The organism is Porphyrobacter sp. SLTP (assembly GCF_009905735.1).
Taxonomy (GTDB): domain Bacteria; phylum Pseudomonadota; class Alphaproteobacteria; order Sphingomonadales; family Sphingomonadaceae; genus Erythrobacter.
In genome coordinates this window covers 1-24,932 of record NZ_JAAALE010000022.1, presented here as the reverse complement: position 1 = coordinate 24,932, position 24,932 = coordinate 1, and the positions used below count along the sequence as shown (strand labels likewise).

The 24,932-nt window shown below is 66.9% G+C and carries 27 protein-coding genes; 7 read left to right on the top strand and 20 right to left on the bottom strand.

Annotated elements, in window-relative coordinates; genetic code table 11:
* The first annotated feature begins 95 nt into the window (after positions 1-95).
* On the top strand, positions 96-1,694 hold the full coding sequence (locus tag GVM20_RS14705) for an esterase-like activity of phytase family protein (protein WP_166547942.1): 1,599 nt from the start codon (positions 96-98) through the stop codon (positions 1,692-1,694).
* Here the strand turns inward: GVM20_RS14705 and GVM20_RS14700 are convergent.
* The 10 genes from GVM20_RS14700 to sdhC all read right to left on the bottom strand — a co-directional run bounded on the left by GVM20_RS14700 (position 1,691) and on the right by sdhC (position 8,792).
* The gene (locus GVM20_RS14700; protein WP_166547941.1) at positions 1,691-2,080 is read right to left on the bottom strand and encodes a PaaI family thioesterase; all 390 of its coding nucleotides are present in this window, start codon (positions 2,078-2,080) and stop codon (positions 1,691-1,693) included. The genes GVM20_RS14705 and GVM20_RS14700 overlap by 4 nt on opposite strands.
* A complete protein-coding gene (locus GVM20_RS14695; protein WP_166547940.1) occupies positions 2,080-2,661 on the bottom strand; it encodes a TetR/AcrR family transcriptional regulator in 582 nt (193 codons plus the stop codon). The genes GVM20_RS14700 and GVM20_RS14695 overlap by 1 nt, the downstream gene beginning before the upstream one ends.
* Positions 2,661-3,119, bottom strand: coding sequence for a YiiD C-terminal domain-containing protein (locus GVM20_RS14690; RefSeq protein WP_166547939.1), 459 nt, complete (start codon positions 3,117-3,119; stop codon positions 2,661-2,663). Before GVM20_RS14690 ends, GVM20_RS14695 begins: the two co-directional genes overlap by 1 nt.
* 92 nt (positions 3,120-3,211) lie before the next feature.
* The gene (locus GVM20_RS14685; protein WP_166547938.1) at positions 3,212-4,195 is read right to left on the bottom strand and encodes a C13 family peptidase; all 984 of its coding nucleotides are present in this window, start codon (positions 4,193-4,195) and stop codon (positions 3,212-3,214) included.
* 47 nt (positions 4,196-4,242) lie between these two features.
* Positions 4,243-4,689 carry a thiol-disulfide oxidoreductase DCC family protein gene (locus GVM20_RS14680; protein WP_166547937.1) on the bottom strand — a complete coding sequence of 149 codons (447 nt, stop codon included), beginning with the start codon at positions 4,687-4,689 and terminating at the stop codon, positions 4,243-4,245.
* Positions 4,686-5,786, bottom strand: a complete 1,101-nt coding sequence (locus tag GVM20_RS14675; protein WP_166547936.1) for a saccharopine dehydrogenase family protein — start codon at positions 5,784-5,786, stop codon at positions 4,686-4,688. Before GVM20_RS14675 ends, GVM20_RS14680 begins: the two co-directional genes overlap by 4 nt.
* 6 nt (positions 5,787-5,792) lie before the next feature.
* Entirely contained in the window at positions 5,793-6,137 is a 345-nt protein-coding gene (locus tag GVM20_RS14670) for a DUF962 domain-containing protein (protein WP_166547935.1), read from the bottom strand.
* 7 nt (positions 6,138-6,144) lie between these two features.
* Entirely contained in the window at positions 6,145-8,013 is a 1,869-nt protein-coding gene (gene sdhA, locus GVM20_RS14665; RefSeq protein ID WP_166547934.1) for a succinate dehydrogenase flavoprotein subunit, read from the bottom strand.
* Complete coding sequence (gene sdhD, locus GVM20_RS14660; protein WP_166547933.1) at positions 8,013-8,399, bottom strand: succinate dehydrogenase, hydrophobic membrane anchor protein; 387 nt, start codon at positions 8,397-8,399, stop codon at positions 8,013-8,015. The genes sdhA and sdhD overlap by 1 nt, the downstream gene beginning before the upstream one ends.
* A 12-nt stretch (positions 8,400-8,411) precedes the next feature.
* Positions 8,412-8,792: a succinate dehydrogenase, cytochrome b556 subunit gene (sdhC, locus tag GVM20_RS14655; protein ID WP_166547932.1), complete on the bottom strand. Its 381-nt coding sequence runs from the start codon at positions 8,790-8,792 to the stop codon at positions 8,412-8,414.
* A 110-nt stretch (positions 8,793-8,902) separates the two neighbouring features.
* Here sdhC and GVM20_RS14650 point away from each other — a divergent pair, with 110 nt between their 5' ends.
* From GVM20_RS14650 to GVM20_RS14640, 3 genes are read left to right on the top strand one after another with little or no spacing between them, the layout of a single operon-like run.
* Positions 8,903-9,628 (top strand): SDR family NAD(P)-dependent oxidoreductase, encoded by a 726-nt coding sequence (locus GVM20_RS14650; RefSeq protein WP_166547931.1) that lies wholly within the window; start codon positions 8,903-8,905, stop codon positions 9,626-9,628.
* Positions 9,618-10,541, top strand: coding sequence for a subclass B3 metallo-beta-lactamase (bla, locus tag GVM20_RS14645; protein ID WP_166547930.1), 924 nt, complete (start codon positions 9,618-9,620; stop codon positions 10,539-10,541). Before GVM20_RS14650 ends, bla begins: the two co-directional genes overlap by 11 nt.
* Positions 10,538-11,446: a 50S ribosomal protein L11 methyltransferase gene (locus GVM20_RS14640; protein WP_166547929.1), complete on the top strand. Its 909-nt coding sequence runs from the start codon at positions 10,538-10,540 to the stop codon at positions 11,444-11,446. Before bla ends, GVM20_RS14640 begins: the two co-directional genes overlap by 4 nt.
* On the opposite strand, the gene GVM20_RS14635 is transcribed toward GVM20_RS14640, so the two are convergent.
* From GVM20_RS14635 to GVM20_RS14595, 9 genes are all read right to left on the bottom strand, one after another.
* Complete coding sequence (locus tag GVM20_RS14635) at positions 11,439-12,725, bottom strand: RNA polymerase sigma factor (RefSeq protein ID WP_234032040.1); 1,287 nt, start codon at positions 12,723-12,725, stop codon at positions 11,439-11,441. The two genes, GVM20_RS14640 and GVM20_RS14635, sit on opposite strands and share 8 nt — an antisense overlap.
* Positions 12,656-13,009 (bottom strand): YciI family protein, encoded by a 354-nt coding sequence (locus GVM20_RS14630; protein WP_166547928.1) that lies wholly within the window; start codon positions 13,007-13,009, stop codon positions 12,656-12,658. Before GVM20_RS14630 ends, GVM20_RS14635 begins: the two co-directional genes overlap by 70 nt.
* Positions 13,010-13,100: 91 nt before the next feature.
* Positions 13,101-13,592: a CinA family protein gene (locus GVM20_RS14625; RefSeq protein ID WP_166547927.1), complete on the bottom strand. Its 492-nt coding sequence runs from the start codon at positions 13,590-13,592 to the stop codon at positions 13,101-13,103.
* Positions 13,582-14,412, bottom strand: a complete 831-nt coding sequence (locus GVM20_RS14620; RefSeq protein WP_166547926.1) for a cytochrome c — start codon at positions 14,410-14,412, stop codon at positions 13,582-13,584. The genes GVM20_RS14625 and GVM20_RS14620 overlap by 11 nt, the downstream gene beginning before the upstream one ends.
* Positions 14,409-16,619 (bottom strand): NAD-dependent DNA ligase LigA, encoded by a 2,211-nt coding sequence (gene ligA / locus GVM20_RS14615; protein ID WP_166547925.1) that lies wholly within the window; start codon positions 16,617-16,619, stop codon positions 14,409-14,411. The genes GVM20_RS14620 and ligA overlap by 4 nt, the downstream gene beginning before the upstream one ends.
* Positions 16,620-16,632: 13 nt before the next feature.
* Entirely contained in the window at positions 16,633-17,556 is a 924-nt protein-coding gene (locus GVM20_RS14610; RefSeq protein WP_166547924.1) for an alpha/beta hydrolase, read from the bottom strand.
* A gap of 61 nt (positions 17,557-17,617) precedes the next feature.
* The gene (locus tag GVM20_RS14605; protein WP_166547923.1) at positions 17,618-18,517 is read right to left on the bottom strand and encodes an alpha/beta hydrolase family protein; all 900 of its coding nucleotides are present in this window, start codon (positions 18,515-18,517) and stop codon (positions 17,618-17,620) included.
* Positions 18,517-20,184, bottom strand: a complete 1,668-nt coding sequence (gene recN / locus GVM20_RS14600; RefSeq protein ID WP_166547922.1) for a DNA repair protein RecN — start codon at positions 20,182-20,184, stop codon at positions 18,517-18,519. Before recN ends, GVM20_RS14605 begins: the two co-directional genes overlap by 1 nt.
* Before the next feature lie 79 nt (positions 20,185-20,263).
* A complete protein-coding gene (locus tag GVM20_RS14595; protein ID WP_166547921.1) occupies positions 20,264-20,536 on the bottom strand; it encodes a metal-sensitive transcriptional regulator in 273 nt (90 codons plus the stop codon).
* A 156-nt stretch (positions 20,537-20,692) separates the two neighbouring features.
* On the opposite strand from GVM20_RS14595, the gene GVM20_RS14590 reads away from it, so the two are divergent.
* The 3 genes from GVM20_RS14590 (at position 20,693) to GVM20_RS14580 (ending at position 23,753) form a co-directional block, all read left to right on the top strand.
* Positions 20,693-22,402 carry a copper resistance system multicopper oxidase gene (locus GVM20_RS14590; protein WP_166547920.1) on the top strand — a complete coding sequence of 570 codons (1,710 nt, stop codon included), beginning with the start codon at positions 20,693-20,695 and terminating at the stop codon, positions 22,400-22,402.
* A gap of 128 nt (positions 22,403-22,530) precedes the next feature.
* The gene (locus GVM20_RS14585) at positions 22,531-23,352 is read left to right on the top strand and encodes a copper resistance protein B (RefSeq protein WP_353653170.1); all 822 of its coding nucleotides are present in this window, start codon (positions 22,531-22,533) and stop codon (positions 23,350-23,352) included.
* A gap of 20 nt (positions 23,353-23,372) precedes the next feature.
* Positions 23,373-23,753 (top strand): copper resistance protein CopC, encoded by a 381-nt coding sequence (locus tag GVM20_RS14580; protein WP_166547919.1) that lies wholly within the window; start codon positions 23,373-23,375, stop codon positions 23,751-23,753.
* 23 nt (positions 23,754-23,776) lie between these two features.
* On the opposite strand, the gene GVM20_RS14575 is transcribed toward GVM20_RS14580, so the two are convergent.
* Positions 23,777-24,571, bottom strand: coding sequence for an outer membrane protein assembly factor BamD (locus GVM20_RS14575; protein ID WP_160761139.1), 795 nt, complete (start codon positions 24,569-24,571; stop codon positions 23,777-23,779).
* Positions 24,572-24,932: the final 361 nt, after the last annotated feature.

Genomic DNA, 24,932 nt, shown 5'->3' with positions numbered 1-24,932 from the left:
TGTAGTCATAGCGATTACATTTGTAAATCTTTCGCGTGGCTGAACAGGTGCCGGACCGGGTTGCGCTTCGTTGAAGCGGCGATACACCCGGACGAATGACATGGACGCGCGCGCTCACCCCCCTGCTGGCTTTCGCCACACTCGCCGTTGCACATCCGGCGTGGGCGACTGAACCGTTCCTGCCGGTCACCAGCTCGGCCGAATTGTCGGACGAGGGCGGTGCGACCGAAGTGGGCGAGCTCATCTTTCGCGGCGGGATTGCCATCGCGCCCGATGCCGGGAACATCGGCGGCATTTCCAGCCTCGCGTGGGACGATGGGGCGCTTTACGCCGTCACCGACGATGGCCGCTGGATCATTCTGACCCCTGAGGACCTGGGCGTGCGGCTGGTGGATGTGACGGCGCTCCGCATCGATTCGCTGCGCGATGCCAAGGGCAAGGCGCTCGGATCGAAGACGCGCGGCGATGCCGAAGCGATCACCCGCCTGCCCTCGGGCGAATGGCTGGTCGCGTTCGAACAGGAGCACCGCATCTGGCGCTATGCCGACATCACCGCGCCTGCGACCGGCGAGGAAACCCGCGCCGCCGCGCTGATCGCCGGGGCCGAGGCCAATGCCGGGATCGAGACGCTCGCCGCCTATCCCGGCGGGCTGCTCGCCTGCGGGGAATGGGCCGACCCGGCGCGCCCCAATTGCCTGCGCATCACCGAAGCGGGCGCGGCCCCCTTCCACCTCGCCGCGCCCGCAGGGATCGCCGAAGTCGGCGGCGTGCCGACCGATGCGGCCTGCAAGGCCAGCGGCATCTGTTACGTGCTGTTTCGCAGCTACAGCGAAAGCGAGGGCAACCGCGCCGCGATTGTCGAACTGGCGGCAGATGGCAGCACCCGGACGCTGGCCGTACTCGCCCCGCCGCTGAAGCTCGACAATTTCGAAGGGCTGGCCGTGCGCGAGGCGCCGGGCAAGACGTTCCTCTACCTCGCCTCTGACGACAATTTCCGCAATTGCGATCCCGAGCCCAAGCCCGGCTGCCAGCGCACGCTGCTGATGAAGTTCGAGGTGAAGCCCCCGCCCGGCGGCGCGGCGGCGCTGACCCCGGCAGACTTCGCCGGAAGCTTGACCGCCCGGCCCGCCACCCGTCCCTTCCCCGAGGCGGCGAGCGTGAGCGTGGTCCTGGAAACCAACCTCGGCCCCATCACCATAGCGCTCGAAACCGAACGCGCACCGGTGACCGCTGGCAATTTCCTGCGCTATGTCGAGGAAGGGCGCTTTGACGGCGCAACCTTCTACCGCGCGATGAACCTGCCCGGTGAGCGCGAGCCGTCCGGCATTCTGCAAGGCGGCACGCGCGGCGATCCCCAGCGTATCCTGCCCCCGATCATCCACGAGCCGACCAGCACAACCGGCCTCAGCCATGTCCACGGCGCGCTGGCGATGGCGAGCGCTGGTGCCGGCACGGCCGATGGCGACTTCTTCATCATGATCGAGGATCAGACCGGCTTCGACGCCGATCCCAAGGCAAGCGATCCGAGCTGGCGGGACGGTTTTGCCGTGTTCGGCCATGTCACCGCGGGCATGGAAGTGGTCGCCGCCGCCCAGGTCGCTCCGCGCGACGCAGCAGCGGGCGAAGGGGTGATGAAGGGCCAGATGCTGGCCGAGCCGGTTCGCATCATTTCGGCGCGGCGGACGGCGCCTTAAAGCACCAGCTGGGTCTGGATCACGACGGCCACTGGCTTGCCCTCCGCCGTTTCGATCATCGTCTGCCACACCGACATCCGCCGCCCGGTCTTGAGCGGCACGCTGCGGCCCTTGACCATGCTGCCAACCGACGCGGCGCCAAGGAAGTTGGTCTTGCTCTCAATCGTGGTGGTTCCGCCCGCCCCGTCCGGCAGGCTCGCCACCGCACCCACGGCGCCGAGAGCATCGGCAAACGCCATGATCGCCCCGCCATGCATGATCCCCCCAGCGGTGCAGAGGTCCTCGCGCACGATAATCTCGCCTTCGACCTCCTCGGCCGAGGCGGCGGTGACCCGCACGCCCATCAGCTTGGAGAACGGCATGGCATCGGCAGGGTTCATCGTCATCAGCTGGGCTCCGGTGCAAAATCGGTATCGGGGACAGGAAACCCGGCGATGCGCAGGATTTCCTCAGCAAATTCAGCGTAGCTGCGCAGGCGAAGCATCCGCGTTCGGTGGAGACCGATCCCGCCGTGGGCGATCATCCAGATGCGCATAACCTCGCGCCGCTGAGTCTCATCATCCGCGCCGGGGGTTGCGAGCGCCTTCACCGCCGCGCCGATCACCCGGTCGACCGCCGCCCGCAAGCCCGGATCGCCGTTGATCGCCGTATGCCGCCGCCCCATCATCACGTCATAGAGGCCCGGGCGTGCAAGCGCGAAACGGACATAGGCGGCGAGGAAGCGGGGGGCATCGGGCGCCAGCAGCAGCGCATCTGCCAGCAGATCGAACCCGCGTGCCGCCACACCTGCCAGCAGCGCCTCGCGGTCGGCAAAGTGGTTATAGAGCGCCCGGTGTGCGACACCGAGCCGCTCTGCCAGCGCCCGCAGCGAGAAGCTGGCGCTGGCATCGGCATCGATCAACCGCAGCGCCTCGTCCACCGCAGCAGCGGCCAGATCGCCGTGGTGATAGGCATCGCGAGGCGCCATCAGGCCGCGCGGGCCAGCGCTGCAACGTGCCAGTCCACGGTCATGCGCGCGACCTCGCGGCCATTGGCATCCTCCATGCGGACGGTGATCGGAAAGCGCACCTTGCCCTCGCTTTCGAGCGCGGCGAGCAGCGCGGACTTGGCACCATCGACCTCGGCATAGGCGGTGATCGCCCCGCGCGCGGGCTTGACGTAATCGATGGTCGAACTCGCTGCCACCGGGCGCAAGCTGGCGAGCCGTTCAAGGAACATTCCCGCCATCGCCGCGCCGGAAGCCGCCTCGGCCAGCGTGAACAGCGCGCCTGCATGCATGGTGGCGATATGGTTGCTGGTATTTTGCGACTGGGTGAGGACGGTCGTCGCCGTACCTTCGCCGATGTCGGTGATCTCCACACCGACATAGGCCGCAAAGGGGACGACGGCAGACAGCTGGGCCTTGAGGGCATCAAACGGGGTCATGGGCGAATCCTGCTTGTCATTGACAATGTATCCACTGGATACATTAGCACGGCACGCGGTCAAGCCCGCTAAGAAGCGTCCAGAAACAAATACTACTCAGCGAAAGCGGGCCGTCCCACTGGCGCGCTGGCGATGCGGGGCATCTGCGCCTCGATCCCCGGCAGCCACATCTTGGCCCCGGCCCCGATGCTGACTTGCGGCAATGAGGCGAGAAAGCGCGCCTTGGCTTCCCACTCGGCGACCGAACGGGTCGCCATCTTCGCCGCCTCTTCCAATGCGACCGGCTGGCGCAGCGCACGGTTGATCAGCGCGTCGCCGAAGAAGGTCCAGTCATTCTCGGCGACGCAGCCGAATGAGGTGCGCGTGCTTGCCGCTGCCGTCAGGATTGCGGTGTCCGGGCTGGCGAGCACCGGCACGAACACACCCGAATAGCAGGCCGAGAGGATCAGCACCCGCCGCGTGATCCCCGCCTCCTCCAGCGCGCTCTTGAGCTTGACCGGGGACAGCACGCCGTAGCCGCTGTCGCCGTAGTGGTAGGCTAGCCCCAGATCCATGCCGTGGCTGGTGGTGTAAAGCACCAGCACATCCTCGGCCCCGTCCATCACAGTGCCGAGATGCGCCAGCGTCAGCAGCAGCGCGGTGATCGAGCCGTGCGGGGCATCGTCGCGTGTCCCGTCCGGCCCGGCGAGCGTCAGCGTGCGTCCCCCTGCCCCATAGCGTGCGCCGAGCACCCGCGCGGCCTCCCGCGCCTCCCGCGCGAACACCGGGTCGCTGTCGAGCGCGATGGTGACGACGTAGGCGTCAGGCACCCCCGGCCGCTGGGCGGGAAGCGCTGCCAGCGCGGCATCCAACCGGCGCTGCTGCGCGCGGATTGCGGCGGCGGAGACTCCGCGTTGAAGTTCGGGGCTGAGATCATAGGACTTGCGCCGCTCGGCCCGATCCTTGCCACTGCCGAGATCGGGATAGGGCAAGGTGTGTGGCGGCGGCTGGTTGGAGTCGGCAGCTGCGGGCTGGGATAGCGCCGGACCTGCGAGCAACGCCGCCAGCACCCCTGCGATGATCGTGCCCCTGTTCATCTGGGAGCAAGCTGCCCGTCCGCAGGGCGCGGGTCAAGCTGGCACTTTCACAGCAGCCGCGCGCGTTGCTCCGGCGTCAGCAGCGCGCAGGCTTCGGCGGTCTTGCCGAACCAGCGGTAACGGTTGCGGGCGATCATGTCATAGGCCCAGTCGCGCAAGGGCCGCGGGATGATCTGGAACACCAGCCCCAGCCGCCACCACCCGCCCAGCGCGCGGGCGACCTCGAAATAGCCGGTGCTTTTGATGAAGGCGCGGCCGTTGCGGATGAAGACGTAGCTTTCGTCCCAATCGATCCCGAAGTGCTGGCACAGCGCCGAACCCAGCTCTCCTTGTGCGGGCGTAAAGGCAATCGTGCCCTTGTGGTCATGCTTCATGATGAAGCTCACCCCGCCCGAACACAGCACGCAGACGTGATCGAAGATGAACACCGGGCGCGAATCGCCGAAGGCGGGGACGGCGGGATTGTCGCGGTAGCTATAGGGCGCGGGGGTCATGCGTCGGTGGCCTCGATGTCGAAGTGGACGAATTCGGCGCGGTATTCGGCAAGGCTGATGATGCCGAGACATGGCCGCGCGCCGGGCTCATAGCGGCGGCCAGCAGCCATCTGGCGGGCGATGAGGATCACCGGGATGCAAGGGATGAACGGCCCGTGGCCCGAGCGTGCGATGATCCAGTGGCGGCGGGTCAGCGTCGTGCCGTCTGCCCCCTCGCCGGTGATGGTCATGAAGAAGCCGCTGGTGCCGGTGCCGAGCCCATCGAACAGGCTCGCGATACGCACCAGTTGCGGGGCGAAACGGTCGAGCCGGGGCAGCAACCCGATGCGCGCCAGCCAGCCCATCAGCACCGTGCCGAAATGCAGCGGCGCAATCGCATGGCCCGCCCAGAAGGAATGGTCCTGAAGACCGGGATAGCGGCCCGCAAACAGATCGAGGTCGGGCGCATTGGCGCGGCCGAACCAGCGCGCGCCGACGCCGGGGAGGTCGACGCGGCGCAGGTCGCTCCAGCCGGTGACCGGGCTCATCCGCCCGCCCTGCAAGGTTGTGAAGCGCTGGCCCACGAAGCTGAGCACCGCCGCCACCGTGCCCGCGCCCGCATTGGATTGCTCCGCGCCGCTGATGCCGTATTCGACGGTGCGGATCGTGCGCATCGCCTTGGCTGCTTCGTCGCAGTAGGCCGCCGTCAGCGCGGGAACCGAACTCGCGCCTGCCAGCACGGCAACGCCGGCGCGCTTGGCCGCATCGTCGAGCACCCCGATCCCGGTGACGAACTCACGCGCATCGGCAATGTCGCAATAATGCGCCCCGCAGGCGATGGCCGCCACGGCCACGGCGTAGGATTGGCCGTTATAAGGCCCGACCATGTTGATGACGAGGTGAGGTCGCAGCGCCGCCAAAGCCTCGGGCTGTCCGGCGAGGTCATAGATCCCCACCTCGGCCGGATTGGCAGCATTGAGAGCGCCAGCGAAAGCCTCAGCCTTCACGCGGCTGCGGCCCGCGATGATCAGTTGAATCGCAGGATCGCCAGCAAGGCTGCGCGCCACATGGGCACCGAAATTGCCGTACCCGCCGATGATCGCGACGCGCAATGTCATGCCGCTCTAGGGCCGAACATCCGCTTGCATGACGGGCGCATTGAACGGTTCCAGCCGTTGCAGTTCGGCCTGCAATTCGCCGGTCAGCGACTTCTTGAGCATCAGGAGGTCGGCGTAAAACCCCCACAGCGGTTTTGTCGCGTAGGGCTTGTTGCCTTCGATCAGAAAGTGGCCCGCAAGGGCGAGTGCGTAGCCGGTCACGGCCACCACAACCGCAGCGAGGTAGGCACCCCAGATTGCCAAACCGATCCCGCCGACGAGTCCCACGCTGGTGCCGACATAGTGGCACAAGCGCGTGCCCGCCTTTCTGTGTTGCCCCAGATAGGCGAGCCAGAACTCGTCGAAGGTCATTCGTGCCTCAATACACCCGCGCCTTGGGCTCGATGTACTTGATGTCGTCGGTCAGCGTGTATTCGTGCACCGGACGGTAATCGATCCGGCTGTTCGAGCCGCGACCGCCCCAGCCATCGAACCAGGCGATGGTGTGCTTCATCCACTCGGCATCGTTCCGATCGGGGAAGTCCTCGTGCGCGTGGGCGCCGCGGCTTTCCTTGCGGTTGGCGGCCGAGGCCATCGTGACATTGGCCTGCGACATCAGGTTGTCGAGCTCCAGCGTCTCGATCAGATCAGAGTTCCAGATCAGCGACTTGTCGGTGACATGGATGTCCTCCATCCGCTTGTTCTGCTCGGCCAGCTTGGCCACGCCCTCGTCCATCAGCTTCTGATCGCGGAACACGGCGCAGTGCTTCTGCATCGCCTTCTGCATTTCCGCGCGGATCTGCGCGGTGGGCGAGCCGCCCTGCGCATAGCGGAAGTGGTCGAGCCGCGTCAGCGCAAAGTCGGCGCTGTCCGCCGGAAGCTCGGGCTGCTTGGCCTTGGGCTGCAAGTTATCGCGCAGGTGATGCCCGGTCGCACGGCCGAACACCACGAGGTCGATCAGCGAGTTCGAGCCGAGGCGGTTCGCCCCGTGCACCGACACGCAGGCCGCTTCGCCCACTGCATAGAGGCCGGGGATGACGGTGTCCGGATTGCCATCCGGTCCCAAAGTCACGACCTGCCCGTGATAGTTACACGGAATGCCGCCCATGTTGTAATGCACCGTCGGGGTGACGGGGAGCGGCTGACGGGTCAGGTCGACGCCCGCAAAAATCTTGCCGCTCTCGGTGATGCCCGGCAAGCGCTCGGCCAGCACCTTGGGATCGATGTGATCGAGGTGCAGGTAGATGTGATCGCCATCCGGCCCGACACCGCGGCCTTCGCGCATTTCCAGCGCCATCGAACGCGACACCACGTCACGCGACGCCAAATCCTTCGCGGACGGGGCATAACGCTCCATGAAGCGCTCGCCTTCGGAGTTGGTGAGATAGCCCCCCTCCCCGCGCGCGCCTTCGGTGATCAGCACGCCCGCGCCGTAGATGCCGGTCGGGTGGAACTGCACGAACTCCATGTCCTGCAAGGGCAGGCCAGCACGCAGCACCATCCCGCCGCCGTCGCCGGTGCAGGTGTGGGCGCTGGTGGCGGTGTAGTAGCAGCGGCCATAGCCGCCGGTCGCCAGCACCACGCTCTGCGCGCGGAAGCGGTGAATCTTGCCGTCATCGAGGCACATGGCGATCACGCCGACGCACTGCTTCACGCCGTCGCGTTCCGACATGATGAGGTCGAGCGCGAAGTACTCGATGAAGAAGTCCGCGTCGTACTTCAGGCTCTGCTGATAGAGCGCGTGGAGCATGGCGTGGCCGGTGCGGTCGGCCGCAGCGCAGGTGCGCTGGACCGGCGGGCCTGCGCCCATATTCTGCATGTGCCCGCCGAACGGGCGCTGGTAAATTGTGCCGTCGGCGTTGCGGCTGAACGGCACGCCCGCGTGCTCCAGTTCGTACACGGCCGCCGGGGCTTCGCGTGCGAGATATTCGATCGCGTCCTGATCGCCCAGCCAATCCGACCCCTTGACGGTGTCATACATGTGCCAGGTCCAGTGGTCAGGCGAGTTGTTGCCGAGGCTGGCGGCGATCCCGCCCTGCGCGGCCACGGTGTGCGAGCGGGTCGGGAAGACCTTGGAGATGTTCGCCGTGCGCAGGCCGCTCTCGGCCGCACCCATCGTTGCGCGCAGGCCCGAACCGCCCGCGCCCACCACGACCACGTCATAGGTGTGATCGACGATCGTATAAGCGCCCGTCAGATGCGCGCCGCCCACGTCATTTGCCGTTCCCTTGGGAGCTGCGGTTGCCATCAGGCGTTACCTCCGAATGCGAGCGTGGCGACGCTGAAAATGCCGAACGCGCCGCCGCCAATTGTTGCCAGATTGAGCGCCGAGATCGCAGCGAACTTGCTGCCGGCGTCGTGAATGTAATCCTCGATCAGCACTTGCAGGCCGAGGCGTGCGTGCCAGAACAGGCTGAAAACCAGCAGGATCATCGCGGTCGCCGAAAGCGGCTGCGAGAGCCACTTGACCACATTGCCGTAGCCATAATCGCCCAGCATGATCAGGCTGACCAGCAGCCAGCTCATCAGCACCACATTGCCGATCGCGGTGAAGCGCTGCACCAGCCAGTGGTGCGGACCGTGATGCGCCGCGCCAAGCCCGCGCACCTTGCCGATGGAAGTTCCGTTACCCATAATCGTCGCTCCTCAGCGCAGCAGGATCAGGGCCCAGAAGCCCGCGGTGAGAAGGACAGCGATGATCGGCGACGCGATCGACCACATGCGGTTAGTATCGAGTTCGTAGCCCGCCCCGATATCCAGCACGAAGTGGCGCATCCCGCTCATCATGTGGGTGAAGAACGCCCACGACAGGCCGACCAGCACCAGCATCCCGAGCGGCGAGCCCATCGCGCTCTGGAACGTGGCATAGGCCTCGGCCCCACTCGCGAGCGCGCCGAGCCACCACAGCAGCACGCCGAGCCCCACCAGCGCCATGCCATCGCCGGTTGCGCGGTGGAGGATCGATACCAGCATGTGCGGCCCCCAGCGCCACACCTGCAAATGGGGAGAAAGCGGTCTTTGATTCATGGTGATCCCGTCCGGTCCCTAGATTTTCGCCATTCCACTTAGCGCCGCTGACGCATGAGGCAAGCGGGGAGCGGTGGACACAGCTTGCAAAGTTTTGGATAGGGACGTGCATGGGATACACGCTAGTTACCGGATCGAGCCGCGGAATCGGCAAGGCAGCACTGGACGCTTTAGCATCGCGCGGGGTTCCCGTGATCGGCCACGCCTCGCGCCCCGTCACCCCCACGCCCGGCGCCCCGCCGATCATCGCCGCCGATTTCGGCGATCCGCTCAGCGTACAAGGGCTGTGGGATCAGGCACTTGATCTGGCGGGCGGTGAAATTGACGCGGTGGTGAACAATGCCGGGCGGTTCGAAGCGAACCGGCTGGATCGCTCGGACATCGAATGGCTCGACGCGTGGGAGGACACGCTGCGGGTCAACCTGACCAGCGCCGCGCAGCTTTCGCGCTTTGCGGTGCTGCACTGGCAGGACCGTGGCTTTGCCGGGCGGCTCGTCCATGTCGCCAGCCGCGCCGCCTATCGCGGGGACAGCCCTGCGCACTGGCACTATGCCGCCGCCAAGAGCGGAATGATCGGGATGCACAAGACCATCGCGCGGGCCTATGCCAAGGACGGCATCCTGAGCTTTGCCGTCACTCCCGGCTTCACCGACACCAGCATGGCGGGCGATTATCTAGCCAGCCGCGGTGGGCCGGGGCTGCTGGCGGACATCCCGCTCGGGCGGGTGGCGACACCGGAGGAAATCGCTGCCATCATCACCTTCTGCGCGCTCGATGCACCGCCGAGCATGACCGGCGCGGTGATCGACGCCAATGGAGCGAGCTTTGTTCGATAAGATTGTAATGCTCGCTGCGGCCGCGCTGGCCCTGTCCGGGTGCACCATCGCCGCCGCCACCTCGCAAGCATCTGCCAAGGTTGAAGACGCGCAGCATTCCGACGCCATGGTGCGTTTCGGCAAGGTCTGCGAGGATTTCGACGATTGGGACAAGCCGACCGAGCCGTTTCATATCCACGGCGACACCTGGTATGTCGGCACCTGCGGGATCACCGCGCTGCTGATCCGGGGCGAGGATGGCGCGGTGCTGATCGACAGCGGAACCGCCAAAGGCTCGGAAGCGATTGCCGCCAATATCGAAAGCCTCGGCGTCAAGCTGTCCGACGTGACGGCAATCGTGGGGAGCCACGAACACTTCGACCATGTCGGCGGGTTTGCGCGGCTACAAGGCCTGCTCGGCGCACCCGTGCTGGTGGGTGAAGGCGCGGTTGAGGTGATCCGCACCGGCAAGGACGATCCGCGCGATCCGCAAGCCGGGCTGCACGCACCGATGGTGCCTGTCACCGGCACGATCCGTGCCGTCGCGGACGGCGAGGATGTGAATTTCGGGGGCGTCACGCTGACCGGCTTCGCTACCCCCGGCCACACCATCGGCGCGATGAGCTGGCAATGGGAAAGCTGCGACGTCGGCGGCTGCGTCACCATCGTCTATGCCGACAGTCTCTCGCCGGTCAGTGCCGATGATTACCGCTTTACCGACCATCCCGATTATGTCGCCATGTTCCGGCGCGGAATTGCCCGGCTGCGCCCGCTCGAATGCGGCATGTTGCTGACCCCTCACCCCTCGGCCAGCGACATGCTCACCCGGGCGCGGACCGGGACGATGGTGGGCGGCATGACCTGCGCGGCCTATGCCGACAGCAAGACCAAGGCGCTCGATGGCCGTCTCGCCAAAGAAGCGGCGGCGCAATGACCACCACCTGGAAACTGACCGCCCACGCCCCCAAGCCCATCGTGCAGGCCGCACTGTTGGCGCATGATCTGATCGACGACTGGGATTACGAGCTCGTCATCGCGGGCCGCGAGGAAGCGGAGGACAAGCCCGACGATTGGGTGCTCGAAGGCTGGTATCCGCGCAAGCCGGGCAAGTCGGAGAAAGCCGCGCTGGCCGGACTGTTCGATGGCGAGGTGCCGACAATCACCGTCGAAGAACTTCCCCCCGAAGACTGGGTGACGCTCAGCCAGCACAACGCCCCGCCGATCCGCGCCGGACGGTTCCATGTCCACACCCCCGATTACCCCGCCGATCCCGAACTGATCGACTTCGTGATCCCCGCCAGCCAGGCCTTCGGCACCGGCCAGCACAAGACCACTGCCGGGTGCCTCGAAATGCTGGGCCACATGAAGGCAAGCGGCGTGATCGCCCGCAATGTTGCGGACATCGGTACCGGCACGGGCCTGTTAGGCTTTGCCGCCCTCGCTTTGTGGCCGCGTGCGCTGTGCACCCTCACCGATATTGATGCGGTGTGCGTTGGCGTGGTCGAGGAGAACGCGCGGCTCAATGCCGTCCCAATGGGCGGCGGTGCCGGTGAGGCGGTGATGATCGTGGCGGACGGGATGGACGATCCGCTGCTCGCGGTGCGAGGGCCCTATGATCTGCTGATCGCCAATATCCTCGCCGGGCCGCTGGTCAGCCTCGCGCCCGATTTTGCCAAAGCCGTCCCGCCGAGGGGGAGCCTGCTGCTTGCGGGTCTGCTGGCAGGCGAGCAGGAAGCGGCGGTCAAGCGCGCGATGCACCGCGCCGGGTTCCGCATGGCCGCAAGGCTTCAGCGCGGCGACTGGGCGATCCTCTGGCTGCGGCGGCGGCGCGTCAGGTAAGCGCTGCGCGCCGCCGCTCAAGGAACAACCGCTCGGCCTTTGGCGGCGCGAGCGCGAGCGCCTTATCGAGCGCCGCCACTGCCTCGTCCCCCCGCCCCGCCCGCGCCAGCATATCGGCGCGCGCCACATGGTACGGCCGCGCGAGGGCCAACCGCTCGGCGGGGAGCGCTTCGAGCGCTGCCAGCCCAGCTTCAGCACCCTCGACCTGCGCCAGCGCCAGCGCGCGGCTCAACGCCACCATCGGCGACGGCCGCAGGGCGACCAGCACATCGTAAAGGCGCAGCACGGCGCCCCAATCCACTCCGCTGTCGAAGGCACGGCGCGCATGGGTCAATTGGATCGCGGCCATCACCTGATAGGGCCCTGACCGCGCCAAGGCAGCCGCCCGGTCCATCAGCCCGCGCGCGGCCGCGATCCGCGCATAGTCCCACAGGCTAGCGTCCTGCTGCGACAGCGGCACCATCGCCCCTTCGCCATCCAGCCGCGCCCCGGCACGTGACCGGGCGAGCAGCACCAGCGCGGCAAGGCCCAGCGCTTCGGGCTCCTGCGGCAGCAGTTCGGCGACCAACAGCGCCAGCCGCTCCACCTCCGCGCCAAGATCCTCCTCAATCGCCGCCGACAATTCTCCGCCCGCATCGGCATAGGCGGCGGTGAACGCCAGTTCGAGCGCCAGCAGCACCGCGCCCAATCGCTCGGGCCACGCCTTGCGCGGGGGCAGCTCGAACGCGATCCCCGCTTCGCGCACCTTGGCCTTGGCGCGGGTGATGCGCTGGAACATCGTCGCCTCACTGACCACGAACAGCCGCGCGATCGCCGGGGTCGGCAAGCCGCAGATCACCTTCAGAGCCAGCGGCGCACGCACCTCCGCGCCCAGCGCCGGGTGGCAACAGATGAACAGCAAGCGCAGCCGCTCGTCCGGTATGGGTTCGGGCAGTTCGAGAATGTCAGCCATCTCGCTCACCTCTCCCAAGGCATCCGCGGTCCGCGCCTCGCTGCGCGCCTTGCGGATCGCATCGAGCGCGCGGCGCTTGGCCGCGATGAACAGCCATGCGGCGACATCGCGCGGCGGCTCGGCCAGCGCGAGGGCGGACGCGGCGGCATTGGCAAAGGCCTCCTCCGCCGCGTCCAGATCGCGCAACTGGGCGGCGAGCGCGGCCACCACACGGGGCCGCGCCGCCATGATCGCTTGGGCCAGATCGGCCTGAAGCGTCACCCCTGCATCGGCCAGACCGGGCGCACCTCGATCGCGCCCTTGGGCACCGGAATGCGCTTGGCCCATTCGAGCGCCTCATCAAGGCTGGCAACATCGATGATGTAGAACCCGCCGAGTTCCTCATGCGTCTCGGCAAAGGGGCCGTCATGCAGGGTGGCCGCGCCGTTGTCCCAGCGGATCGTGGTCGCCATCGCGGCAGGCTTGAGCCGCTCGCCCGAGAACGGCACCCCGGCCGCCACCAGATCCTCGGCCAGCTTCATATGCCCCGCCAGCGTCGCCTCCAGCAACGCCGCGCCGCCCTCGCCCGCATAGGCGCTTTCATCCTCGTTGATCATCAGCATGAATTGCATGGGTCCGTCTCCGTCATCCACCCCGCCGGAATGGCGAGGCTCTGACAGGGAGACGCGGGCGGCAAGCCGGATTCGACAGGCGCCGCGAAAATTATTGCGCGAGGGTGTCTTCCAGCAGCGCGAGCGCATTGCGGGTGAAGGCGGCCATATTGGCGATCCGGTCATCGCTGCCGGTTTCGAGCAAGCGGGTGTGCTCGCCCCCCGGCCCTGCCAGCGCGGCGACGCTTTGTCCGGCAGGTGCGCCCGAGGGGTGCGACGATCCGCCCACCGAGCCGCTCTCAGCCAGCCCCCACTCAGCGCCAAAGTTGTCCCGGATCGCGCGGGCTTGCAGCATGGCGTAGTCCGCGCTCGCCCCGCGCATCCCCTTGTAAGCGTCACGCGGGAGGGCGAAGAGCACGTCGCGGGCGCGGAAGGAATAGACCACCCCGCCGCCCACGAAGAAATCGAGTGCGCCGGGTACCGTCAGCAAACTCGCTGCGATCAGGCCTCCGGTCGCCCCATCTGCCACCGCAACTTTCTCGCCGCGTGCGCGGAGCAATCCAGCGATGCGCAAGGCCTGCGGGTGGAGTTCCTCAAGGATCATGTCGCGCCAGTTCAACCAGATAATCGCGCACCGCGCCGATTTCTGAATCGGTGAAGCTGGCATAGCGCCGCTGCGCGAACTCGCTCATCGCTCCGACCTCGCGCCCGCTGGTCGTCTTGCCGGTGCGCATCAGGGCCGTGAAGTCCTGCGGGTCGTAAGAGGCGACGATCCTGAGATCAGGCGGCGCATTGCCGCCTTCAGCCATCGGGCCCTTCCCGCCGGTCAGGTCGATTCCGTGGCACTCGACACAGGTCGCGCGGACAATGAAGCGGCCAAAGGCGTGGTCCGCACCAAGATCCGGCGGGCCCTTGTCCTTCATGTCGGCAACCCGTGCCGCCGAATCCATCCATTCGCCCTTGGCCTGCATAGCGAGCAGTTCCGGCCCCATCGAGGGTTCGGGGTGAACCGAGCCTTGGGGCTTCAGCGTCTTCAGATAGGCGACCATCGAGTCGACATCTTCGGGGTTGAGGCCGCTGAAAAGATAGGACGGCATATCGATCAGCGCGCGGTCGGCCCGTTTTCCCGCGGTGATCATCGCGGCCAGTTCGTCATGCGAATACTTCGCCGCGCTCTGCGTGAGGTTGGCCGTCCAGAGCGTGCCCATATCATCGCTCCAGTCCTGCCCGGTCAGGTCGGCTGCATGGCAACCGCTGCATCCGAGCACCTTGGAGAGCCGCTCGCCATGTTTGACCGGATCGCTCGACGCCAGTTCAAAGCGGGGCGGGCCAGATGGAGCAGGCGGGGCGTCCGGCGTCTTCGAACAGGCACCAAGGCCCATCATCACCGCCGCAATTCCGAGCCAGCTCCGCCTGATCATCATTCCCCGCTCCCCCCGGAACCACCCATTGCCTCGGCGACGATGGCCGCCCAGCCCGCCTCGTCTACCACTTCGATCCCCAGTTCGGCAGCCTTTTTGAGCTTCGAGCCCGCCCCCGGCCCCGCGACCAGCAGATCGGTCTTGGGGCTGACACTGCCCGCTGCCTTGGCGCCCAGTCGTTCGGCCTGCGCCTTGGCTTCGTCGCGGCTCATGGTTTCGAGTTTGCCGGTGAACACCACCGTCTTGCCGGCGACCCGGCTGGCGATGGTCTTCACTTCGAAACGCGGCGGGGTGACTTCGGCGAGCAGGTCTTCCCACACCGCGACATTGTGCGGTTCATGGAAGAAATCGCCGAGCGCTTCGACCACCGAGGGGCCGATGCCGTCGATAGCCAGCAAATCCTCCCCCTTTTGGGGAGGGGGACCGCGACCCGCAGGGTCGGGGTGGAGGGGCAGGTGCGGCTGATCCCCACCTTCGCTATCCGGAGCAGCCGAGGGTGCCCCTCCACCATCCTGCGGATGGTCCCCCTCACCCGATGGGGAGGATTGGGCGCGCTCGGCCGCCGCGCGCAGGGCTTCGAGCGTATGAAAATTCTTCATCAAGTCCCGCGCGGTCACTTCGCCCACGTGCCGGATGCCAAGCGCGAACAGCAGCCGTGCGGCATCGGGCGCGCGCTTGGCCTCGATCGCGGCGAGAAGGTTGTCGACCGACTTCTCCTGCCAACCTTCAAGCGCGAGGATGTCACTGCGCCGCTGACGCAGGCGGAAGATATCCGCCGGGCTTTCCAGCCAGCCGAGCGCAAAGAACTGCGCAATCGTCTTCTCGCCCAGCCCCTCGATATCGAGTGCCTTGCGGCTGACGAAATGTTCGAGCCGTTGGGTGCGCTGCGCCGGGCAGATCAACCCGGCGGTGCAGCGGACATCGACCTCGCCCTCTTCGGCCACCGCCTCGCTACCGCATTCGGGGCAATGATCGGGGAACAGGAACGCCGGGCGCGGGTCTTCGCGGGTGAGGTTCTCGACCACCTGCGGAATGACATCGCCCGCGCGCTGGATCACCACGCGGTCGCCAATCCTGAGGCCGAGCCGCGCGATCTCGTCGCGGTTGTGGAGCGTCACATTGGTGACCGTCACCCCGCCGACCAGCACCGGCGCGAGCCTGCCCACCGGGGTCAGCTTGCCGGTGCGCCCGACCTGAATGTCGATCCCCTGCACCACGGTTTCGGCGCGCTCCGCCGGGAACTTGTGCGCCAGCGCCCAGCGCGGGGCCTTGGCGACAAAGCCGAGCCGCTCCTGCCAATCGAGCCGGTCAAGTTTGTAGACCACGCCGTCGATGTCATAGGGCAGATCGGGCCGCGCCGCGCCGATGGCGTTGAAGCGCGCCACCAGTTCTTCCGCCCCGCCGACGACGCGCGCGAAGAGCGGCGAAACCGGGAAGCCCCAGGCGCGCAGCATGTCCACCACCTCGGTCTGCGTCGCTCCCGGCACTTCGCTCGCCGCACCCCAGCCATGCGCCCAGAACCGCAAGGGGCGCTTGGCCGTGACGCTCGCATCCTTCTGGCGCAGGCTCCCCGCTGCTGCATTGCGCGGGTTGGCAAACAGCTTTCCGCCCGCTTCATGCTGCGCAGCATTGAGTGCGGTAAAGGCCTGTTTTTCCATATAGACCTCCCCGCGCACTTCGAAGACGGCGGGCACCCCTTGAGGCAGGCTTTGCGGGATGTCAGCGATGTGCGCGACGTTTGCCGTCACATCCTCACCGACCTGTCCGTCACCGCGCGTCGCGGCGCGCACCAGCACCCCGTTTTCGTAGCGCAGCGAGCAGGACAATCCGTCGATCTTGTCCTCGGTGGTCACCGCCAGCGGCTCGCCTTCGGGCAGGTTCAGGAACCGGCGCATCCGCGCCAGCCACTCGGCCACCTCGTCCGGGCTGAAGGCATTGTCGAGGCTCATCATCCGAACCTCGTGCGCCACCTTGCCAAGCGGTGAGGCGGCGATGGCGTGGCCGACCTTGCGCGAGGGCGAATCCTCGCGGATCAGATGCGGGAACGCCGCTTCAATCTCGGCATTGCGGCGGACGAGCGCGTCATATTCGGCGTCGGAAATCTCCGGCGAATCTTCGGCGTGGTACAGGCGGTCGTGCTTGGCGATGACGCGGGCGAGGCGCATCAAATCATTGGCGGCATCCGCCTCGCTCAATCCTTCGGTGCTCATGCCCGCAGCTTTTTCACCGGGCCTTGGCAATGTCCAGCAACGACGGGCCGATGGCGGCAAAATCCTGGGTGCCGGGCACCAGCATGTTGAAATGCTGTTCCTGCGAGACCCGGATCACCTCGACCGCGATGCCCTGCGCACGCAGGCCTGCGATCACCTCAGGTTCGGGATCGGGCAGTGCGCCGTCGACAACCAGCAGGCGCTTGATCAGCGGCTTGTTCACCAGCGGGTCGAGCATGGCGTAGCGTGACGGCACGTCGGCCGGGGTGCCGCCCATCAGCGGCACGATGACAGGCTGGCCGCAGATTGCTGCATCGACCCCCACGAAGGGCGCGGTGCGCAGCGGCCCGTCGATCACCACAGCGGCGCGCGGCTTGGGCAGGTCGCCTGCGATCACCGCGTCGCCGTAGTTCCCCGTCCCCAGCCAGACCGCTGGCGTCGTTCCCGCCGAATGGCCCATCAGGGTGAGGCGCGACAGATCGATCGGATAGGACTTGGCGAGCGTCTTCACATAGGCCAGGCCCTGCGCCCAGTCGGCGAAGGTGTTGGGCCAGCCCCCGTCCGAACCGAGCTCGCGGTAGCCGGGCGTCCAGGTGGCAACGCCGTTGCGGGCGAGGAAGGTCGCAAGGCCGGAAACCCCGAAGGGCCCTGCGTAGCCCGACCAGCACCCGCCATGCCAGATCACCGCCACCGGGAAGGGGCCCTTGCCCTCCGGCATCCGCAATTCGCCATATTGCCGCGCCGAAGCACTGCCGTATGCGACTTTGAGGGTCGGGGCATCGGAGGGGATCGTGTTGACCTCTTTGGGTCCGTAATCCTTGGTGTCAGTCACCGCAAACCGCGCGTCGGGCTCCGGCGGGGCCACGGCCACCGGCGCGGTCGGCGCGCAGGCGGATAGCATTGCGGCGAGCGCCAGCAGCGAGATAACAGGCTTCATGATCGTCCCTCCCCCTTGAACGGCCGCAGCATAGCGCGCCGCAGCGGCAGCGGGCAACGGATCATTCACCGCCCTTGAGCACACCCAGTATCGCCACCTCATTGGCGATGTAGACCGGGTTGCCCGGGGTGATGATGGCAAAGTGGCTCATGCCGACATTCTCGCGCACCGCCACCTTGGCCCCGCCCGCCGCAAGCGCGGCCTGTGTCGCGGCCGAGGGGGCGGGAAGCTTGGCCTGCACGAACAGGAGTTCGGCCAGCTGCGGCGCGTGGGTGGCGGGCGAAATCGCGGCATAGCGCGCGCGCGCAGCTTCAGGCGGGGCGCCGATGAAGGGATCAACGGCGGAGAACTGGCACAGCGTGTCGAAAGCCGAGCGTTCGGCCCCGACATCGCCCGGCCCGTCGAGCACAATCGCGGCGCGGGCCTTGAGCGGTTGGCGCTTGCCGATGGGGCCATCCGCGCCCTGCGCGCTCGCCAACCACTGCGCCGGAAGCGCGCCCGCCGAATGGCCGACCAGCGTGACGCGCGCACGGTCGATGGGGTGCTTGGCCGCGACCTCCTCGATCAGCTTGGCCGAAGCGGCCCAATCCGCGAACGATCCCGGCCAGCCGCCCCCGTCCCCGACCTCGCGGTAATCGACATTGAGCGTGGCGATGCCAAGCTGCTGCCAGCGGGTGGCGAGCGGGGCCATGTAGGCCTGGCTCGCGATCCCGGTCTTCCAGCACCCGCCATGATAGATCACCGCCAGCGGAAACGGGCCCTCACCTTCCGGCAGCCGCAGTTCCGCAAACCCGCGCCCATGGTCGGCATAGCGCAAAATCGCATCGGGCGCGGAGGCGGCGAGGTTGGCGTCGGTGCCGTAGGTCGCGTTGTTGGGTTGCACTTGCGTCACAGCCTCCTCTGGCGCGGGCGTGGTGGGGGCGCAGGCGGCGGTGAGGAGAAGGATGGGGAGTAGGCGCATCACACCCCCTCCAGCAAGCGATCCGCCTGCGCGCGCGCTTCGGGCGTTACTTCAGCGCCGGACAGCATCCGCGCAATCTCCTCCTGCCGTCCGGCCTGGTCGAGCAGCACGACGCTGGTCTTGGTCACGATCCCGCTTGAAGCCTTGGCAATCAGGTAATGCTGACCCCCGCGCGCCGCGACCTGGGGCGAGTGGGTCACTGCCAGCAATTGGCCCTCTTGCGACGCGAGCCGCGCCAAACGCTCGCCGATGGCAGACGCCACCGCGCCGCCCACGCCGCGATCGATTTCGTCGAAGATGATCGTCGCCGCCCCGCCCTGCTCGGCCAGCGCGACCTTCAGCGCGAGGATGAAGCGCGACAATTCCCCGCCGCTCGCAATCTTGCCCAAGGGCGCGAAGTCAGCGCCGGGGTTGGTGGAGATGAGAAACTCCACCGCATCCATCCCGTGCGCATTCCAGCGCTCCTCTGGCAGCGGGGTGATCGCGGTGCGGAACCGGGCGGCGTCGAGCTTCAACGGGGCAAGCTCAGCCGCCACCGCCGCATCAAGCCGCTCCGCGCCCGCCACCCGCGCCGAGTGCGCCGCCTCGGCCGCGGCAACGTAAACCGTGCGCGCTTCCTTGGCGGCGGCTTCCAGCGCGTCGAGCTGCGCCTCCCCGCCCTCGATCGCCTCAAGCCGCGCACGCATCGTCCGCATCAGTTCGGGCAGGTCATCGACCTCGCAGCGGTGCTTGCGCGCCGCCGCCCGCAGTTCGAACAGGCGGGTCTCGGCACGCTCCAGTTCGTGCGGATCATGCACCAGCGCCTCGGCCGCAGCGCGCAGCTTGTCCTCAGCCTCTGTCGCTTCGATCACCGCGCGGTCGAGTGCGGCGAGCGCTTCGGCCAGCAAGGCGTGCTGTTCGGCAATCCGGTCGAGCTTGCGCGCTGCGACCCGCAAGGATGCCAGCGGCGAATGCGAGCCTTCCCACAGGTGCCGCAACGTTTCGAGATCGTCCGAGAGCTTCTCGCCCTTCTGCATATCCGCCCGCGCCCCGGCCAGCCGCGCTTCTTCCCCCGCGACCGGCTCCAACGCGGCGAGTTCGGCAAGGTGCGCAATCAGGAGATCCTGATCGGCCTTGGCCTGCTCCACTGCACCGCGCGCTTCGGCCAATTGCGCCTCGGTGCGCGCCCAATCGGCGTAAGCACGCTCCAGCCCGGCGGTGTCAGTTCCGGCATAGCGATCAAGCAGCAGCCGGTGGCCGCGCGGGTTCACGAGGCCCCGGTCGTCATGCTGGCCGTGCAGTTCCACCAGCGCGGGCGCCAATTCGCGCAGCAGGGCAACGCTGGCGGGTTGATCATTGATGAAGGCCTTGGAGCCGCCATCGACGCGAACTTGCCGCCGGATCAGCAGCGGCTCTCCCGGCTCGATAGCGATCTCGGCATCGTCGAGCGCAGCCGCGATCCCCGCAGGCAGCACGGCGAATTCAAAGCTGGCGGTAACGCTCGCCTTGTCCTCGCCTGCGCGCACCAGCGAGGTTTCCGCCCGGTCGCCCAGCACCAGCCCCAGCGCATCGAGCAGGATCGACTTGCCCGCCCCCGTTTCCCCCGTCAGCACACCCAGCCCGCGCGCGAAGGTAAGATCGAGCGCTTCGATAAGGACAATGTTGCGGATGGACAGGCGGGTGAGCATGGATGCGGGAACAGATAGCGCACAGCCTCCGCCCCGTCACCATGAGAACGCGCGCCAATCCCCAAGCCTTGGGCGTGTGCTAACCGCGCTTGCGTTCGAACAGGTCGATCAGCTCTTCGAACTTTTCCCGCTGCGCACGCTCGTCGCCGCTGGCAATCGCCTCGTGCACGCAGCAGGCGGCGTGATCCTTGAGCACCTGGCTTTCCACTTTGGAGAGCGCCGATCGAATTGCGGCGATCTGGTGCAGGATGTCGATGCAGTAGCGATCATCCTCGATCATCTGCGCCACACCGCGCACCTGCCCGGCGATGCGGTTGAGGCGCTGCACCTTGGCTTTGGTGGTGTCGTTCATGGCTACGGCTCCCTATACCCCCGGGGTGTATATAACTTTAGGACGCGGCGGAGCAAGAGCGGTAAGGCCGAGGCAACGGGTTCAAGCACTTGTCATACCCCATAGGGGTATCTATGAACGGGCTATGCCAATCCCCTCGCCTAACCGGTTTCCCGCATGAAACTGTCGCGCCGCAGCCTCGTGTCCGGCATGGCTGCGCTGGCGGCGTGCCGCGTGGCTCCCGCCTGGGCGCAGGGCCATGCCACGCACGGCATGAAGGGCGGCGCGCCGATCCGGGTCGGCTTTGATCAGGTCTCGGGCGCGGTGATCGATCTTGCTGTCGGCCATGGCCCGCGCATGGTGCAGGGTCGCAAGGGCCACGGCATTGCTGTCAACGGCTCGGTGCCGGGGCCGCTGATCCGCTTGCGCGAGGGGCAGAACGTCCGCCTCAACGTCACGAACAATCTCGATGAAGACACCTCGATCCATTGGCACGGGCTGCTGTTACCCTTCCATATGGACGGCGTGCCGGGGATCAGCTTTCCGGGCATCAAGCCGGGGCAGACCTTCACCTACGACTTTCCGATCCGCCAGTCGGGCACCTACTGGTATCACTCGCACTCCGGGCTTCAGGAGCAGCAGGGGCATTATGGTCCGCTGATTATCGATCCGGCCGGACCCGAACCTGTTGCATATGATCGCGAGTTTATCGTGCTGCTGAGCGAGTTCACCCCGCTCCATCCCCATTTCATTATGGACCGGCTGCGCAAGGGCGAAGGCTATTTCAACTATCAGCAGACCAGCTGGGCCGACGACTATCCGCTCACTGCGGAAGATCGCCGCATGTGGGCCGAAATGCGCATGCCTGCGACCGATATCGCCGATGTCACGGGATCAACCTACACCTACCTTGCCAATGGGCGCGGGCCGAAGGAGGGGCTGGAATATATCTTCAAGCCCGGCGAGAAGGTCCGCCTCAGGATCATCAACGGCGCGGCGCAGACCTTCTTCAACCTGCGCATTCCCGGTCTGCCGATGACAGTGATCGCGGCCGATGGCCAGAACGTGAAGCCGGTCGAGGTCGACGAATTCCAGATCGGCACGGCGGAAACCTATGACGTCATCGTCACGCCCACGGCCGAGGCCTATACCATAATCGCCGAGAGCATGGACCGTTCGGGCATGGCGCTCGCTACCCTCGCCAGCCGACCGGGTGCGCGCGCGCCGATACCGCCACCGCGCAAGCCGCCGCTGCTCGACATGGGCGATATGGGGATGAACCATGGCGACACGGGGAGCGGCGATGCGCACAGCATGGACGGCATGAAAATGCGCGACACGCTGCTGCTTCCGCCTGACGTGAAGGTGGGGCCGGGGATCGACATGGTTGCGATGGCCCCGGTCGACAAGCTCGGCGATCCCGGCCTCGGCCTGCGCGATGTGGGGCACCGCGTGCTGACCTACCGGATGCTCTCGGCGCTGGAGCCCAACCGTGACACCCGCACGCCCTCACGCTTGCTGGAGCTTCACCTCACCGGCAACATGGAACGCTACATGTGGTCATTCGACGGGGAGATGTACTCTGCCGTCAGCGACAAGCCGATCCGCTTTGCCTGGAACGAGCGGGTGCGGGTCAAGCTCGTCAACAACACCATGATGGCGCACCCGATCCACCTGCACGGGATGTTCTTCGAGCTGGTCAACGGCGAGGATCCTGCCCATCAGCCGCGCAAGAATATCGTGATCGTCCAGCCGGGAGCGAGTGCGCAGTTCGATCTCACCGCCAACGAGCCGGGCGATTGGGCCTTCCACTGCCACCTGCTCTACCACATGCACGGCGGGATGATGCAGACCGTGACTGTGATGGGGCCGGAGGCGGAACGGTGAGGCACGCGCTTTCACTGATGGCCCTTGTGGCGGCATCGCCGCTCGCGGCCCAACATCAGCATCACGACCATGCGCCCACTCCTACTCCCTCCCCTGCGCCCGCGCCCGACCCGCACGCCGGACATGATATGGCCGAGCCTGCACCCGATCCCCACGCGGGGCATGATATGGGCGCAATGACAGCGCCCGCCTCCCCCGGGCCGGCCATGGAGACCCCGCCGCCTGCAAAGGCGGGCAGCGGGCCGCCGCGCGCGGCCGATGCGGTCTGGGGCGCAGACGCCATGACCGCCTCGCGCGAGGAATTGCGCACAACTCACGGCGACTTCCCCGTCTTCTGGTTTCAGGGCGACCGCCTGGAAACGCAGGTTCGCGAGGGTGCGGATGCCTATGTGTGGGACATTCAGGGCTATTACGGCGGCCCGACCGAGCGGCTGTGGTTCAAGTCCGAGGGCGAGGGCGAATGGGGCAGCGCACCCGAAGATGCCGAGGTGCAGGCGCTCTATTCCAAGGCCATCAAACCCTTCTGGGACTTTCAAGCCGGTATCCGCCACGACCTCGCCGGGCCCGACACCACCCACGCCGTCATCGGCGTGCAGGGCCTTGCGCCTTACATGTTCGAGATCGACACTGCGCTGTTCCTGTCGCACCGCGGCGACATCACCGCGCGGATCGAGGCCGAGATCGACCAGCGCATCACCCAGCGCCTGATCCTCCAGCCCCGGATCGAAGCCAATCTGTCTGCGCAGGACATTCCCGCGCTCGGTATTGGTGCAGGGCTCGACCAGATCGAGGTCGGCGCGCGGCTCCGCTATGAGTTCCGGCGCGAGTTCGCGCCCTATATCGGAATCGAGCAATCCTGGCGCACCGGACAGGGCGCGGACTTCGCCCGCCTGCGCGGAGAGGACCCGTCCGTCACCAGCGTCCTTGCCGGCATCCGTTTCTGGTTCTGACACCCCTAAGGAGCAAACCCATGCGTCTCCCCGCCGTCTTCGCCGCCCTTGCCCTCTCAACGCTGACGCCGACGGCGCTGATGGCCCATGTCCAGCTTACCGCCTCCACCCCGGCGGCAGACGCCGAGGCCAAGGCGCCCAAGGTCATCGTGCTGACGTTCAGCGCGCCGGTTGATCAGACAAGCACGGCGGCCAGCATCATCATGACCGCGATGCCCGGCATGGCCAACCATGGCGAAATGGCGATCCGCAATTTCACCACGAACTGGTCAGCCGATGGCAAGACCTTGACGCTGACGCTCAAAAAGCCGCTGCCCACCGGCAGCTACGACGTGCGCTGGCAAGCCGCTGGGGACGATGGGCACGGCGTCAGCGGAACGCTCGCCTTCACAGTCGACTGAGCCCAGGCCGTCGGCCGTGGCGATCAGGACGCCGTCACGCCCTCGGCGTGCTTGCCGACCAGCTTGAAGGCGCGGTCGTACCACTCGCTGCCGGGGTAATTCGCCCCCAGCACCGCGGCATACTTCACCGCTTCCTCCGGCACGCCGAGCGCGAGGCTGCTTTCGGTGAGGCGGTAGAGCGCCTCGGGCGTGTGGCTGGTGGTGTCGAACTTCTCGACCACGTTGCGGAACCGCATATCGGCGGCGAGCCACAGGCCCATGCGCTGATAGTGGCGGCCGATCTCCATCTCCTTGCCCGCGAGGTGATCCGCCACCAGATCGAGCTTCAACCGCGCATCGGCGGCGTATTCGGTCTGAGGGAAGCGGCGGTTGACCTCACGCAGCGCGGTCTGCGCCTGCTCGGTGATCTTCTGGTCGCGGTTCACATCGCTGATCTGCTCGTAATAGCTGAGCGCGATCAGATAATAGGCGTAAGGCGCGTCCTTGTTGCCCGGGTGGATCGACAGGAACCGCTGCGCGTTCTGGATTGCCTTGTTATAATCGCGCGCGATGTAATAGCTGAAGGCGCTCATCAGCTGCGCGCGGCGGGCCCAGGGCGAATAGGGGTGCTGGCGCTCCACCTCGTCAAACAGCGCCGCGGCCTGCAAGGTGTTGCCCTTGTCCAGCCGCCGCTGCGCCTCGGCATAGAGCGATTCGACATCGCGCGCGACGTAGGCGACGTCCTTGCCCTCGGTGCTCCCGGCACAGGCGGAGAGGGTCGCAAGGGTGGCGGCGGCGAGCGCAGCCTGCGCGAGACGGGTGGTGAGCTTGGTCGACATGGCCGACCCTATAGCCAGCCGCGCGCTGAACGCCAAGTGAAGGGTGAGGCCCTGTGTGCAAGTCGTGACGTGCGCACCAGAGGCCAAACCCCGGCCGACGGGTCGGCGTGCCGGACCCGTTCGGAAGCGAAGCTGGCCAAAGGCCACCACGCGGCTTGGCCGCGGCGGCCCCTCCCGATTTTCCTACTCCCGCGTTTTGTGATCCACCTCCCCCAACGGTCGCACCGCGACCGCAAGGGCGCCAGAACGTTTTGGCGCCCGCCCGCAGCGACGCTGGCGAAGCCAGCATGAGCGAGGAAACGACAAAAAATGACCCGAAAGAAAGACCCCCGCACCGCCCGCCTCCCCGTCCCCGCCGGAG